Raw genomic sequence first — 14,422 nt, 5'->3', positions numbered from 1 at the left:
ACTCTTAGTGTGCGTTGAAGAATTTATGACCGCCTTTTCATCAGGGCAACAACCGGGAGTGAGAAAAATGAGTGTATCGTTATTATGAAAGCTTATTTATTAAAAGATATTTATTCTACAATTTTTAAAGAAAACCTCTTGTGGTGAGATGTAGTTTAGCGGCAAACAGAAAAAGAATTTATATCTTTATAACTATATGAACACCGATTTGTTATTAATCGATAGCCTATGACTATCTTTCTGACAGGAAAAGATCTATTGATCTAACCATAACATTCAATATAGTAATTGAATTAAAGGGTATCGAGTATTCTGAATTTCATTTATGAGCTGCATTTTAGTAACTTAAAAATTTTACTGAGGATTCAATATGAGTACATTAATTGCATTACCCGGCTGACAGATAATTTCCAGATTTTAAGTTCTGCATCTTCAAGTTAATTGCGTATATTCCGTCGATAAAAATAATACAAATTTATCGACGGTTATTTAAAAATGAAATCAAGAAAATAATGTTAATAATAACGCAGCTAAATACAGGCCAATACCATAAGAAGTGTGTGCCATCAGGCTTCTTAATCTAGCTGTATTGGGGTCAGGTGTTTTAGATGCAGCAGTGCCCATTCCCATGCCAGGTTGCATAATGAAGAAAGGAGCAATTAAAGTGACGATGCCGATAATTAAAGCGGGCAGAAAAGTGGGATTTCTTGTCCAATCTAATCCATAAATGAATAACAGTAAGCCCGCAAAAATGATCCCAATCAAATAGTGGGCAAACCAACCAATTCCGGTTTCACCTTTCACGGACTCAGCTTGTAGAATGTTTGTATGGATAAATTTCCCTTTGGGAATATGCCCAATCCAGCGTCCTACCATACTATAGTTCAGTGAGGGAATGCTGAAACACCGTTTTATGAAAACCGCCCAAAGATCCATAACAACCGTAGCACCCGCGCCAATCAGTACAGAATAAACAATAAACTCCAATCCTTCATTCATCTGTTGCGATCCTCCGAATTGTGGCTATCTATTAATGGTCAATCAGTGAATACTCGAAATGACTAAAAAACTTTGATACCATGATAATCAATCAATTTATTGAATGTAATAATATTGGAAGTGAAAAGTCAATGTTTGATAAAGAAATTCTTGTTGAAATCGCGGAAATTGCTAAGGTGTTGGGAAATCCCCATCGGTTGATATTGCTTGAGTGTCTGATTGATACTGAACAATCCGTGGAAAATTTGTCGGAGCTTTCCGGCCTGTCGATTGCCAATACTTCCCAGCATCTCCAGCATCTCAAACGTGCAGGATTGCTCCAGTCTCGCAAATCAGGTAAGCATGTACTTTATCGTCGAAGCGAAGGACCGATCATCGAGGTTATCACTGCGCTCCAGCAATATGCCGAATTTAACCGCAAAGAAATGCGTAAGTTGATCGATGATTCGAGCAATCAGGAAGCCGTTTCGTGGGAAGAGCTACTGGAGAGGATCAAAGCTAACAGTATGACTTTACTCGATGTCAGACCAAAAGAGGAGTTTGAACAGGGGCATTTACCCGATGCCATTAATATTCCTGTTGATGAGCTGGAGAATAGGCTGGATGAACTGGCATCTAATAAGGAATTGATCGCCTATTGCCGTGGCCCTTATTGCGTACTTTCTGCCAATGCCCTCGCATTACTTCGTGCTAAGGGAATTCAAGCCCGTCGGTTTAAAAAAGGATTTTCGGGTTGGAAAGAGGCTGGAATGCGAATCGAGACAAAGTTTTAATTGGTATAGGCAGGTGATTGCCACCAATGGCAGTAGCTTGAGTGAATGATTCTATTCTTGATCCATAAGGTTCTGAGTCTGTTCAGAACCTTTATGGCCGTCAATGATTAATAGCAATAAAGCTGCATATGGATTTCTAACGACGTGCACTTTTCGGTCTGAATGCAGCGACAACGCTTTCATCCGTTTCTACATAAGGGCCATCCAGTAATTGGATGCAGTAAGGGACACTGGCGAAAATTCCCGTTACCAACACCTTGCCACTGTCGTCTTTTAATCCTTCTAGTGTTTCTGCGATGGCTTTTGGTTGTCCGGGAAGGTTTAGGATCAGCGCTTGATTGCGGATCACACCGACTTGTCGGGACAGAATGGCTGTTGGTACAAATTGAAGGCTGATTTGGCGCATTTGTTCCCCAAATCCTGGCATTTCACGATCAGCAATGGCCAGCGTTGCATCCGGCGTTACATCGCGACGTGCGGGGCCTGTCCCTCCAGTGGTTAGTACCAGATGGCAGCCCAATTCATCGACCAGTTCACACAATGTTTGTTCTATCAGGATTTGCTCATCAGGGATCAGGCGAGTTTCTGTGCTAAAAGGTGTGGTAATCGTTTTTTTCAGCCATGCTTCCAGTGCGGGCAGCCCTTTATCCTGATAAACGCCATTTGACGCCCGATCAGAAACAGACACGAGGCCAATGCGCAATATATTCATACGACCCTCAATTAATTATAAAAATAGGCAAAATAATAAAATGGGTTGACTGTAACTTGAAATTTATTGGATATAAGTTATAGCTAAGTCGATGGTAGCATGCCCCCCAACTTCGTTGCAGCGTCATGGCCACCGTTTTAAATGACGGGTTCACATTGGGGGAAGCAAGAAGACAGCAACGATAATCCCTCACTTTATCCCTTTTTCGTCTTTTCTTATCCGCATTGTTTGGGCGGGTAAAATGTCAAATCTGCACTGAATGGCTATTTTCTGCATATAGCGGCTACTTGCATTTCCCTATTTCACGTAATGATACCTCCTCATGATTTTTTGATTAATCACTCTGGTGGGCATATGACAAAAGGGGAACCCTTATGCAGGGCTTAAATAATAAAGTCGCTATTGTCACTGGTGGAGCTACCAAAATTGGGGCAACCGTTGCCAAGGTATTGAGTGAATATGGAGTTAAGGTCGCGATTTTCGATATTGATCAGGCTGGCGGGAAGAAAGTAGCCAGCCTGCAACCGGAATCCATCCGTTTCTGGCATGTCGATATTACTGACGACAAACAACTTGCTCAGGCAATACATGAAGTTGTTGCTCACTATAACCGTCTGGATTACCTCATCAACCTTGCAGCCACTTATCTGGATGATGGTGCCAATGCCAGCCGTGAAACTTGGCTAACTGCCTTGAATATCAATGTGATCAGTGCTGTTCTGGCCGCCCAATTTGTCCGGCCTTATCTCATTGCAGCGGGAGGCGGTGCCATTGTTAACTTCACCAGCATTTCTTCCTCAATTGCCCAGACAGGCCGTTGGTTATATCCCGCCTCGAAAGCCGCGTTACTGCACATCACCCGTAGCATGGCAATGGATTATGCCGCTGACCATATCCGCGTTAATTCTGTTTCACCAGGGTGGACCTGGTCACGGGTTATGGATGAACTGACCCAGGGGAAGCGACAGAAAGCCGATAACGTTGCCGCAGATTATCATCTGCTGGGTCGTGTTGGTGATCCCGAAGAAATTGCGCAGGTCGTGGCATTTCTCTTATCAGATTTGGCGAGTTTTGTGACTGGTGCGGATTATGCCGTTGATGGTGGTTATTCAGCAATGGGACCAGAGCAGGCGAAACCCGCTATTCCACGGTTGGCGGAATAGGTTCAGTTTCGCTATCCCAAACAAAAGAGGAAAATACTATGCGTCGTATCGCTATCGTCGGAGGTGGCCAAGCTGGACTGCCTCTGGCCCTTGGTCTGCTTGACAAGGGCTATCAAGTCACTGTAGTCACTAACCGCACGCCTGATGATGTTCGCAATGGTCGGGTTCTGTCAAGCCAGTGCATGTTTGATGCTTCTTTACAATTTGAACGTGATTTGGGATTGAATCAGTGGGAAACACAATGCCCGCCCGTTGAAGGTATCGGTTTCACCGTGCCACATCCCGAAATTCCCCATGACAAGGCAATTGAATGGCGTGCCCGACTCGATAAATATGCGCAAGCTGTCGATCAACGCATCAAGATGCCATTTTGGCTGGAACTGTTTGTTTCTCGTGGCGGAAATCTGGAAATTAGCGATGTGGGGGTTGCCGAACTGGAACGCCTGTCTGCCAGTCATGAACTGGTCATTCTGGCGGGAGGAAAAGGGGAGATTGTAAAATTGCTGGAACGCGATGCTTCACGTTCTCCATATGATACCCCTCGGCGTGCTCTGGCATTGACCTATGTGAATGGGATGTTGCCAACGCCGGAATATTCCCGTGTTTCTTTTAACCTGATCCCAGGTGTAGGGGAATATTTCGTTTTTCCTGCCCTGACACTAAGTGGTCCCTGCGACATTATGGTTTTTGAAGGTATTCCAGGAGGCGCAATGGATGGCTGGCAAGAGGCCAGAACACCGCAGGCACATCTGGCCTATAGCAAGCAGATCCTCAAAACTTTCCTGCCGTGGGAATCTGAACGTTGTGAGCATGTGGAGCTGACCGATGAAAATGGCATTCTGGCGGGCTGTTTTGCGCCAGTGGTGCGTAAGCCAGTGCTGACGTTGCCTTCTGGTCGCCAGGTTTTTGGTCTGGGGGATGCGGTGGTGACGAATGATCCACTGACTGGGCAAGGTTCGAATAATGCAACAAAAGCCTGCAAAGTCTACTACGAGGCCATTCTTGCCCGTGGTGACCAACCATTTACGGCTGAATGGATGCACGACACGTTTGAACAATTCTGGAAATATGGTCATTACGTTGTGGAATGGACAAACAGCCTTCTTGTCCCGCCAAAGCCACACGTTCTGGAATTATTAGGAGCCGCTCAACGTTTGCCAACACTCGCCAGCACAATTGCCAATGCTTTCAACCATCCTCCGGTACTGTTCCCGTGGTGGGAAGATGCCCATGCCTGTGAAGAATACATCCATTCACAGCTTATTGAAGAAATTCGGGCATAAACGGGAGGAATAAACATGAGCATAAATACCCTGAATAACCAAATGCCGCTGTTTGATGGCGGTTGGGGCGTGACCGAATTTGAAGCGCGAGATTTGCGCACGCTTTTAGGCAAATATCCGACTGGGGTTGCCATTGTTGCGACGCGCACTGCTGAGGGGCGTAATGTAGGGTTGACCATCAACTCATTTGCTTCACTGTCACTAGAACCGCCTTTGGTGCTCTGGAGTTTGGTTAATCATTCGCCTAATCTGTCTGTGTTCCGTGACTGCGAATATTTCACCATCAGCATCCTGAGTTATGATCATCAGGAACTGGCTCTGCGTTTTGCGAGTTCGCGGATAGAAAATAAATTTCAGGATATTCCGGTGCAGGAAACGCCTGAAGGTATCCCTTCGATTGAGGGAGCGATAGCGACACTGGTTTGTACCAATCACCAGCAAACGCATCTTGGCGATCATTTGCTGATGATTGGTCAGGTCAAACGCATTGCCAGTATTGAAGGTAAACCATTGGTTTTTCATGGCGGCATGTTTACCGGTCTGCCTGATGTTCACGGAATGTAAAAAATGATTCTGTTGGCAAACATTCAGGAGAATATGATTAATGAATAGTCCGTTAAGTGCGTTTGTCACTGCGTTAAATCAGGGCAGTGTGAAAATCATCGACCTTACGCAGACATTGACTCCGGATTTTCCGGCCTTGCAGTTGCCTGAACAATTTGGACAAGTTTGGGCATTCAACATGGAGCGCATTTCTCACTATGACGAGGATGGCCCAGGTTGGTACTGGAACAATTTTAGTTGTGGTGAGCATACCGGAACGCATTTTGATGCGCCGGTACATTGGATAAGCGGTAAAGATCATCCAGATAACAGCGTTGATACCATTCCTTTGCCTAATTTTGTGGCGCCTGCTGTGGTGGTGGATGCCAGCCAGCAGGTGACACAAGATCCAGACTGGATATTGACGGTTGAGTTTTTACACTCCTGGGAAGAACAGCATGGATCTATTCCTGCCGGAGCCTGGTTGCTGTTTCGTACAGATTGGTCAAAACGGGCGGACGATCCGGCACGTTTTCTCAATATGCATGATGATGGTGCCCACACGCCAGGACCCAGCCAGGAAGCGATAGAATGGTTGATCCATGAGCGGGATATTCGCGGGTTCGGGGTCGAAACCATTAATACCGATGCGGGTCAATCTTATGCTTGGCCAGTGGCATATCCCTGTCATACGTTGATGCACGGGGCGAATAAATATGGCTTGCAGTGCCTGAAAAATCTCGATTTATTGCCACCCACCGGCGTGGTCATTATTGCGGCTCCCCTCAAGATTGCTGGGGGTTCGGGAAGCCCGCTGCGTGTGCTGGCATTGGTTGAATCGCCGGAGTGACACCATGAAAGATACCAGAACACAAGTGATCATCATCGGCAGTGGCATAAACTCGTTGGTATGTGCCGCTTTGTTGGCAACATGGGGTAAATCGGTCTTGGTACTGGAACGCAATGCGGTATCTGGCGGCTGTATTCGCACGGAAGAACTTTTTTCCGGTTATACCCATGATGTGCTCTCTTGCTGGTATCCGCTGTTTTTGGGCAGCCCAGCCTATCAAGAACTCAAACCGGCGTTGGAGAAGGCCGGGTTGAAATTTCTGCAAAGTGATTATTCAACGGGGTTGGTTCAACCCAATGGCAAGGGAATTGCCTTAAAACGGGATATTCTGGCCTCAGCCGTGCGGCTTGATGAAATTGCACTGGGTGACGGAGAAACATTAGTCCGCATGGCACAGCAGATTTTCCATGATGATGCCGCGTTGATTTTTGGCTTATTAGGGCAAAATCCCTATGGTTTCGGGATACTCAAATTGCTGTTTTCTGAATGGCGTAAACGCGGTATTGAGGGATTGACGGGGTTTGTCGGGAGTTCACTGGAAACGTTCCGGCGCTGGGCTGAACGTGAATTACAGTCTGATGTTAGCCGCGCTCTGCTGGCACCGTGGGTATTGCATACGGGGTTAGGGCCGGATGATGCCAGCTCCGCTTTGATAGGTAAGCTTACCTTTGCTGCTGTGGTTGCCGGCGGGATGCCGGTGGTAAAAGGCGGCAGTCTGCGCATAGTAGAAGCGTTAACAGGGATCATTGAGCAACACGGTGGTCAGCTTATCACTCATGCTAACGTTGACCGTATCATCACCCAAGGACAGGGGAAAAAGCGCCGAGCTTCTGGTGTTATGGTTGCGGGGCAGGTTTATCACGCCAGCGAGGCCGTGGTCTGCAATGTGACACCCCAACAACTTTATGGTCACTTGCTGGATAAGGTTCCCGATACTCTCCTGCAACGGGCGCGGAATTATCGTTATGGCCGCGGGGGAATGCAGGTTCATTTTGCCTTGAACGCGCCGCCAGCGTGGTGTGAGCCTGAATTGCGCCATGTACCGCTTGTCCATTTAACGGAGAGTATGGAACAAGTCTGTTTGTCCGTGACACAGGCCAACAACGGTTATCTGCCAAGCCATCCGACCCTCGCGATAGGACAGCCAACCGTTCTTGATCCTTCCCGTGCCCCAAAAGGCGGTTGGATTTTGTGGATCCAAATGCAGGAGTTGCCGACGCAGCTAAAAGGCGATGCTGCGGGAGAAATTGCCATTCCCGCAGATGGCAAATGGAATGAGGTTATCCGCGAAGCGGTTGCCGATCGTGTACAGGCTCGTCTGGAAACGGTGATGCCTGGTTTTTCATCCTCCATTGTTGGCCGTAAAGCCTATTCTCCGGCGGATTTACAGGCATTGAACTGTAATTTGTCAGGGGGCGATCCCTATTCAGGCCTTTGTTCTCCTGATCAATTTTTCTGGTTACGTCCGTTTGCCCCTTCGCAAGGTGCAAAGGCGCATCAAACATCGGTCAGTAACGTATTTCACATTGGCGCGTCAACCCATCCAGGTCCCGGATTAAGTGGCACTTCCGGCTATCTTGTCGCCCGCCGGCTTGCACGACGCGGATCAAAGTAGCCAATCATTTCATTTTTTATCAATTCATCTCTTACAGAGAGGAGGATTATATGACGTCAAAATTCAGACGGCTCGTTTATGCCGTGGTGTTATTTCTATCAGGCTTTTGGGCTATGGTAAGCCATTCCGCTATGGCAACAGAAGGCGGTATTGGCGCTTATCCTGATGGTCTGGATAATTATTTGTCCGGCGCTTTACCGCCAGCAGGCATTCATGCCCTGTTTTACGGTGGCAATATTCACTATAACAAACTTAGGGGAAATCACGGCGATTTGATCCCGGTTCCTGGTTTTAAAGTCAATGTGAACGTCCTTGCTCCTCGGTTGGTTTGGGTGACTGAAAAGCAGGTCTTTGGCGGCCAACTGGCTTATCATGCTATCGTGCCGTTATTGGATGTCACCGCTAACGCTGCGGGCAAACATGACAACAGCAAAGGGGTAGGGGACATCACCTTTGGCCCCGCTCTGGGTTACCATCCCGCGCCCGATTTGGCTTATGTTATTGGTTTGAATATTAACGCGCCGACAGGCCACTATAACCGCAATGATCTTGCTAATCTGGGAAAAAATTATTGGACAGCCCAGCCTGTCTGGGCGATCAGCTATTTCCCGGTTAGCGGCATCAATGCAGATTTAAAAGTGATGTATGATGTCAACTTCCGTAATAAGGACACCAAAACAACTTCCGGTCAGGCACTTCATGCCGATTATGCACTGGGATGGGGCTTTGGCAACGGTTTGGTCGTGGGCGTGGGCGGCTATGCTTTTCAGCAGGCCACGAATGATAGTGGGTCAAATTCCGCACAGGGTAAAGCAAGGGCAGTTGGTTTTGGTCCTTCCATTCGTTATGCCAATGATAAAGGCTGGCTGGTGACTTTGAAGTGGCAAAAAGACTTTGTTGTCAGTCATCGCCCATCGGGTTCCCAAATTTTCTTAAAAGCGGCCATTCCATTTTAAGAGCGTATTTATAAAGGGAGATCAAATAACGTGGCGGAAAATAAAAATAAACGCTGTTCAATAATATGAGCAGCGTTTATTTTTATAAATTAGTTAGTCAAATAAATAATCACATTAAAATACGAAAAACTTCGCGATTATCCCTTCATTTATTATGATGAAAACTTGACCTTAATTTTCTTTGAATATATAAGTTTTGACTGAAAATAATCAACATTCTGAGATTAATAAAGGTTTTATGATGGGGACATCAAATGTCAACGCTGATTCATTGTAATAAAATTAACTTTAGTATTAATTCAATACCATTATTTAACAATCTCTCTATCACGATTAAAGAGAACGACAAAATTGCTTTGGTCGGTTATAACGGCACGGGAAAAACCCATTTACTTAAACTACTGGCTGGTATTGAAAAGCCGGATAATGGGGTCATCGAATATGCTAATGGTTTAAGATTGGAGATGGTATCTCAGTTTATTGACGACGCATTGCTTGAAATGACCTTGTTTGAATCTATTTCCCAGAAAGTCAAACAAATAGATGAATATGGTGATTATAAAGCGGTATCCATGCTTTATGATTTTGGTTTTCAGGATGCTGATTTTACGACAAAAGTTGCTGATCTCAGTGGTGGGCAAAAAACCAAGTTGATGTTTGCCATGAGTGCGATTGTCGAACCCGATATTATTTTATTTGACGAACCCAGTAACCATTTGGATGCCAATACCCTGAAATTTTTCGCGGACTTCTTTAATCAAAGTTTAAAAAGTGCGTTTATTATCGTTTCCCACGACCGAAACTTTTTGGATAACGTTACCAACCAGACGATTTTCTTGCGTGACCAACAATTGACGGCTTTTTCCCTGCCATTTAGCCAGGCATTTACTGCTTTGCAAGAAAAAGATGAAGCAGATGCTTTACGTTTGAAAGCGGAAGAAAAGAACATTCAACGCATACAAGAGAGTGCCAAGCGTTTGGCATTATGGGGAAAAATCTACGATAACGAAAAATTTGCCAGAAAAGCCAAGTCGATGGAAAAACGGGCGGAAAAACTCGAAAAGAGTAAAACTAAAATAACCGAAGGGGAAACTTATCGATTATCGTTGGATGCTGACACGATAAAATCGAAAAATATGCTGCAAATGGGGGAAAGATGGATTGGCTATCACCAGGATGGACAGTTTAATCCTTTATTTTCAATTAATGGCTTATATATCCGCCCCGGAGATAGAATCGCCTTATTAGGTGATAATGGCGTGGGGAAATCCACCCTGATTCATACGCTGGTTGAGGACTATCACAAAGCCACAAATACCTTCTCCCCACAGTGTAATCTGGGGTATCTCGATCAGGAATTGGAAAAAATTCCGCTGAACGAATCGATCTTCGATGCCGTCAGAAATAACACGCCGAATATCGATGATATTACCTGTAAACAGCAACTGATTGCGACAGGTTTTAAATATGCCGATTTTAACCAATTAGTGGGGCGATTAAGTGGTGGAGAACGTTCCCGATTAATGTTTTTGATTTTGAAATTAAATAAGCACAATTTCCTCATCCTCGATGAGCCAACAAACCACCTGGATATTTTTGGCAAAATGGAATTGGAGAATGAATTGATTAATAACGAGATGACGATATTAATCACTTCGCATGATCGGGCGTTTATTGATAACGTCGCTAATCGTTTTTGGCTGATTAATAATGGAAAACTGGAAGAGGTCACATCCAGTGATGGGTATTATCAGTTTCTTAATAAAAAAGTGATCCCTTATCGAAAAGAAGTGGTTAAGGATCAGGAAATCACTCTTGATGAAGCGGAAGTATTGGCAGGTGAAGAAGAGATCCTGCAACGCATTGTGGTATTGGAGCAAAATCTGGCGCAGGATTTGGCAAGAAAACCGAAGCATCAGAAACCCAAAAATCAGGAGAGCTGGAAAAAGGAAATTAAGAAACTTTATACGATGTTGGGATGATATTCAGTGCATCAATCCATAGCCCAAATGACTGATACTCATTTGGGCTATCTGTTGGGGATTACAGTAATATAATTACTGACAAAATCTATCAACTTGCTATTACTTTTCAATTTTTCCGGTTCATATGCCATAAACAGCAAAATGTTGGTATCTAACAGTCATTCCATTAAGAATATTTTCCTTCGAACATATCAACAATTTCGGTGCTGTTCATGTCGTCAAAATTGTCGGGAATACGACCTTTGCCTTTGAGAAAACCTAATTTGCGCTTAGTACTACAGTCGTACGCTCCATTGTGGCATGATAGCTCATGATATATTCTTCCTGAAAATAGGGGGAGGTGTTCAATGCACTTACCTGTTAACCTTTGGGAACAAGAACTGCTCTCATTACACACGCGTCTGACACCGTTATTTCACCATGCCAGTCCCCAGCAACGCAGCCTCGCCTATCTCCGGGGATTACTCAGTGATGTTGAGCGTAAAAATAGCTGGCAACTGGCGGAATGGTTGGGTGAACACTCGCCTGATGGCATTCAATATTTTCTGGAACGTGCCCGGTGGGATGCTGAAGCTGCCCGCGATATTTTACGCGATTATGTGACTGACCATCTCGGTGATGAGCAAGGCATCCTCATCATCGATGAAACCGGTTTTATCAAAAAAGGGACGCATTCTGCCGGCGTCCCTTGTCGTTGGGTGACCGCCGATACGGTGTATGGTCAAGATCGTCGTCTGTCATTACCGTCGCCGGAATAACCCTATGGTGACAGAGCAATTACGGCTGTAGTACTTACACAACGGGATCGGTAACCGAAAGGAAACTAGCTAAATCTGCGGATAACGTTTTCCTTTCATGGCGACCAAACTGTTCAAAAATCACTTGCCCTGTCAAATTACACACAGAGATCAATCCCATATCGGAATCAGTCGTTCCAATAAAGACGGTAGGCGAAAGCTTTAACCGTTTCTGTGTAAGAAGATGACCAATCAGGTTTTCCTGCAAGCGAATAAAATCATCTTCACTCCATACCTGAATCAGGCTGAAATTTTGCCCTGCAAAACGGGCAGTCATATCACCCGCAAACTGCATCACATAGTAATCATGAATAGAATCCTGCAAACGGATCTCCAGTGCAGTTTCTACCTTGCTAAGTTTTTCTTGGGCAGAAAATGGCCGAGGAAGCCAATGCACCACATCTTCTCCCGTGCGCTCGATACAGGGTGAAGGTATACCATACAACTCACTGCTGGCTGGTGGAAACCCTGTTTTCTCTTGCCATAATTCAACATAACGTCGGGTAAAATCAGAGAGTGCCTCTGTCACATTAAAGGTCATATGATTATATCATCCACATTTTCAGGCTTTATAAAGGTGATACTACCATCTATTTCAATAAATTATAAAATTTATCATGGGTTTTTATTTTATATTCTATAAATTTAGAATTAAAAAAATCAGGTTATAACGTTATCAAATAAATAGTAGATATATTTTTACATCGACTATTTATCAATTTATAGTATTAACCGCCCATTCAAATGATGATCTGCATTTCATTTCCATAAAACAATCCTTAACAAATAAATATATTTATTTGAATTTATATTAAAAAGTCACCCCCATAAATGAAAAACTAAGGAAACAGAACATGCCATCACTCGACCCACAGAAACAAGAAGATATTTCTTTACAAAAAGAGATCATTAACGAAATAAAAGATGACTTATCCAATTTTCCCAAAGAAGTAACCTGGAAAACGATCAACTTTAAAAATTGGTCAGGAGAAATTTGTGCCAATAATATGCCGTGCTGCATACCGAAAACGATTGAAGAGGTGATTGCCGTTGTCAATTGGGCATGGCAAGAGAATTATAAATTAAGACCGATCGGACAATCACATAATTGGTCACCACTCATATTGAAATCAGGGCAAAATTTCAAGAACCACATTATGTTAATAGATCTTTCCTCGCATTTCACCCATGTTAATATCGAGCATCGTGCTCAATTTTCTATAGTAACTGCACAAACTGGCGTATTGATGGAAACATTAATGACCCAGATGGAAGAACAAGAGTTGGGTTTTACTGCCACCCCTGCTCCTGGTGATTTAACACTTGGCGCCGTTCTCGCAATAAACGGGCACGGAACAGCCATTAAAGCCGTTGACGAAATGCCACTGTCTGGGCATATATTTGGCTCTCTGAGTAATACGATATTATCCCTGTCTGCTGTTGTATGGGATAAAGAAACTCAGCAATATGTTGTTAAACGTTTTGAACGAGATGAGCCTGATTGTGCCCCTCTATTAACGCATGTTGGTTGTGCCCTGATTTTAGAAGTACAATTTCAGGCAGGTAAAAACCAACGCCTTCGCTGCCAAAGCTTCACCGATATCCCAGCAGATGAGTTATTTTCCCTGCCGGAAACTGTAAACGAAAAACGGACTTTTAGTCATTTTCTGGATAAAAGTGGTCGGGCTGAAATCATTTTATTTCCCTTTACCAAAGTACCGTGGCTAAAAGTCTGGAGTGTCGCGCCAACTAAACCTGCTTCCAGTATTGAAGTTAACGCCCCCTATAACTACCCATTTTCCGATAATATTCCCTCAACCCTATCGGATATCGTGGATAATATTTTTACTGATTTACCGAAGATAACGCCTCTTTTCTGTGAGATACAATATCAACTGATAAATGCAGCCTTGCAAAACGATGGAAAAGATATCTGGGGTTGGAGTAAAAACTTGTTGTTATATGTCAAACCAACCACATTACGTGTTACAGCAAATGGTTATGCAGTATTAACACAACGTGCAAATATCCAGCTTGTGCTGAATAAGTTTTATACCCAATGGCAGAAATTAATACAACACTATGCAGACCAAGAGAAATATCCCATTAATGGCCCACTTGAAGTCAGGGTCACTGGGTTAGATGATCCTGCTGAAGTGATGCATACAGGAGCAACAGTTCCCAGCTTATCCGCTATTCGTCCCCGTTCGGATCATCCAGAATGGGATGTGGCCGTTTGGCTTGATGTCTTAACCTTTCCAGAAACCCCCTATGCCATTGAATTTTGCCACCAATTTGAACAATGGCTATTCAATGAATTTGATGGTTCTTATGCCTCTGCTCGTGTTGAATGGAGTAAAGGTTGGGCTTATGGCTCCAACACCGCATGGGAGGATAAGGAAGTATTAACCACAACAATCCCTGCATCATTTACGGATGGTTTGCCTGCTGATAATAACTGGGCTTCAACCGTTTCAGCATTACAGAAGCACGATCCGCATCGTATATTTAGGTCGCCATTATTGGATACCTTGTTTTCTAATTAACTGTTTTCTGATTAGCAAGAACTTAATAAATAGCAAATATAGAAATATATTTGCTATTTAGGTTCAATAATATAAGCAACGATATTGGTTCAATATACCTAACAGCCTATTCAGTATTTTTTCTGCGCAGCAACACGACGAGAAATGCCAGATTGACGAACTGAAGGCTGGTATTCAAATATCTCTCACAGTTCTTCCAC

The 14,422-nt window shown here is 44.2% G+C and carries 12 protein-coding genes and 2 pseudogenes; 10 read left to right on the top strand and 4 right to left on the bottom strand.

Annotated features, from left to right (window positions below; translation table 11 throughout):
- Window positions 1-501: 501 nt before the first annotated feature.
- Complete coding sequence (locus tag Xedl_RS12395; protein WP_074024077.1) at window positions 502-999, bottom strand: DUF2938 domain-containing protein; 498 nt, start codon at window positions 997-999, stop codon at window positions 502-504.
- Window positions 1,000-1,130: 131 nt separating this feature from the next.
- Here Xedl_RS12395 and Xedl_RS12390 point away from each other — a divergent pair, with 131 nt between their 5' ends.
- A complete protein-coding gene (locus Xedl_RS12390) occupies window positions 1,131-1,772 on the top strand; it encodes an ArsR/SmtB family transcription factor (RefSeq protein ID WP_074024075.1) in 642 nt (213 codons plus the stop codon).
- A 136-nt stretch (window positions 1,773-1,908) separates the two neighbouring features.
- Here the strand turns inward: Xedl_RS12390 and mog are convergent, their stop codons facing one another.
- Window positions 1,909-2,484, bottom strand: coding sequence for a molybdopterin adenylyltransferase (mog, locus tag Xedl_RS12385; RefSeq protein WP_074024074.1), 576 nt, complete (start codon window positions 2,482-2,484; stop codon window positions 1,909-1,911).
- A gap of 374 nt (window positions 2,485-2,858) precedes the next feature.
- Between mog and Xedl_RS12380 the strand changes: the two genes are divergently transcribed.
- From Xedl_RS12380 to Xedl_RS12340, 8 genes and pseudogenes are all read left to right on the top strand, one after another.
- Window positions 2,859-3,647, top strand: a complete 789-nt coding sequence (locus Xedl_RS12380) for an SDR family oxidoreductase (RefSeq protein ID WP_074024072.1) — start codon at window positions 2,859-2,861, stop codon at window positions 3,645-3,647.
- A 38-nt stretch (window positions 3,648-3,685) separates the two neighbouring features.
- Window positions 3,686-4,930 carry a styrene monooxygenase/indole monooxygenase family protein gene (locus Xedl_RS12375; RefSeq protein WP_074024070.1) on the top strand — a complete coding sequence of 415 codons (1,245 nt, stop codon included), beginning with the start codon at window positions 3,686-3,688 and terminating at the stop codon, window positions 4,928-4,930.
- Window positions 4,931-4,945: 15 nt separating this feature from the next.
- A complete protein-coding gene (locus Xedl_RS12370; protein WP_074024068.1) occupies window positions 4,946-5,494 on the top strand; it encodes a flavin reductase family protein in 549 nt (182 codons plus the stop codon).
- Window positions 5,495-5,534: 40 nt separating this feature from the next.
- A complete protein-coding gene (locus tag Xedl_RS12365; protein WP_074024067.1) occupies window positions 5,535-6,323 on the top strand; it encodes a cyclase family protein in 789 nt (262 codons plus the stop codon).
- Between the two features lie 4 nt (window positions 6,324-6,327).
- On the top strand, window positions 6,328-7,938 hold the full coding sequence (locus Xedl_RS12360; protein ID WP_074024065.1) for a phytoene desaturase family protein: 1,611 nt from the start codon (window positions 6,328-6,330) through the stop codon (window positions 7,936-7,938).
- Between the two features lie 50 nt (window positions 7,939-7,988).
- A complete protein-coding gene (locus tag Xedl_RS12355) occupies window positions 7,989-8,894 on the top strand; it encodes a SphA family protein (protein ID WP_083600321.1) in 906 nt (301 codons plus the stop codon).
- Between the two features lie 254 nt (window positions 8,895-9,148).
- The gene (locus Xedl_RS12350) at window positions 9,149-10,876 is read left to right on the top strand and encodes an ABC-F family ATP-binding cassette domain-containing protein (protein ID WP_074024064.1); all 1,728 of its coding nucleotides are present in this window, start codon (window positions 9,149-9,151) and stop codon (window positions 10,874-10,876) included.
- Between the two features lie 350 nt (window positions 10,877-11,226).
- Window positions 11,227-11,565, top strand: a pseudogene (locus Xedl_RS12340) (transposase); the annotation flags it as partial.
- A 106-nt stretch (window positions 11,566-11,671) separates the two neighbouring features.
- On the opposite strand, the gene syd reads toward Xedl_RS12340, so the two are convergent.
- Window positions 11,672-12,217 (bottom strand): SecY-interacting protein, encoded by a 546-nt coding sequence (gene syd, locus Xedl_RS12335; protein ID WP_074024062.1) that lies wholly within the window; start codon window positions 12,215-12,217, stop codon window positions 11,672-11,674.
- A 313-nt stretch (window positions 12,218-12,530) separates the two neighbouring features.
- Between syd and Xedl_RS12330 the strand changes: the two genes are divergently transcribed.
- Complete coding sequence (locus Xedl_RS12330; RefSeq protein ID WP_074024061.1) at window positions 12,531-14,222, top strand: cholesterol oxidase substrate-binding domain-containing protein; 1,692 nt, start codon at window positions 12,531-12,533, stop codon at window positions 14,220-14,222.
- 106 nt (window positions 14,223-14,328) lie between these two features.
- Here Xedl_RS12330 and Xedl_RS25745 read toward each other — a convergent pair.
- Window positions 14,329-14,422, bottom strand: a pseudogene (locus Xedl_RS25745) (IS5/IS1182 family transposase); the annotation flags it as partial.

The organism is Xenorhabdus eapokensis, assembly GCF_001908105.1.
Note: the sequence above shows the minus strand (reverse complement) of the source record. Positions and strands in the feature narration are given on the sequence as shown.

What these genes read in the sequence shown, in the direction of transcription:
- Xedl_RS12395 (WP_074024077.1), bottom strand. Translation starts at nt 999, where the DNA reads ATGAATGAAGGATTGGAGTTTATTGTTTATTCTGTACTGATTGGCGCG.
- Xedl_RS12390 (WP_074024075.1), top strand. Translation starts at nt 1,131, where the DNA reads ATGTTTGATAAAGAAATTCTTGTTGAAATCGCGGAAATTGCTAAGGTG.
- mog (WP_074024074.1), bottom strand. Translation starts at nt 2,484, where the DNA reads ATGAATATATTGCGCATTGGCCTCGTGTCTGTTTCTGATCGGGCGTCA.
- Xedl_RS12380 (WP_074024072.1), top strand. Translation starts at nt 2,859, where the DNA reads ATGCAGGGCTTAAATAATAAAGTCGCTATTGTCACTGGTGGAGCTACC.
- Xedl_RS12375 (WP_074024070.1), top strand. Translation starts at nt 3,686, where the DNA reads ATGCGTCGTATCGCTATCGTCGGAGGTGGCCAAGCTGGACTGCCTCTG.
- Xedl_RS12370 (WP_074024068.1), top strand. Translation starts at nt 4,946, where the DNA reads ATGAGCATAAATACCCTGAATAACCAAATGCCGCTGTTTGATGGCGGT.
- Xedl_RS12365 (WP_074024067.1), top strand. Translation starts at nt 5,535, where the DNA reads ATGAATAGTCCGTTAAGTGCGTTTGTCACTGCGTTAAATCAGGGCAGT.
- Xedl_RS12360 (WP_074024065.1), top strand. Translation starts at nt 6,328, where the DNA reads ATGAAAGATACCAGAACACAAGTGATCATCATCGGCAGTGGCATAAAC.
- Xedl_RS12355 (WP_083600321.1), top strand. Translation starts at nt 7,989, where the DNA reads ATGACGTCAAAATTCAGACGGCTCGTTTATGCCGTGGTGTTATTTCTA.
- Xedl_RS12350 (WP_074024064.1), top strand. Translation starts at nt 9,149, where the DNA reads ATGTCAACGCTGATTCATTGTAATAAAATTAACTTTAGTATTAATTCA.
- syd (WP_074024062.1), bottom strand. Translation starts at nt 12,217, where the DNA reads ATGACCTTTAATGTGACAGAGGCACTCTCTGATTTTACCCGACGTTAT.
- Xedl_RS12330 (WP_074024061.1), top strand. Translation starts at nt 12,531, where the DNA reads ATGCCATCACTCGACCCACAGAAACAAGAAGATATTTCTTTACAAAAA.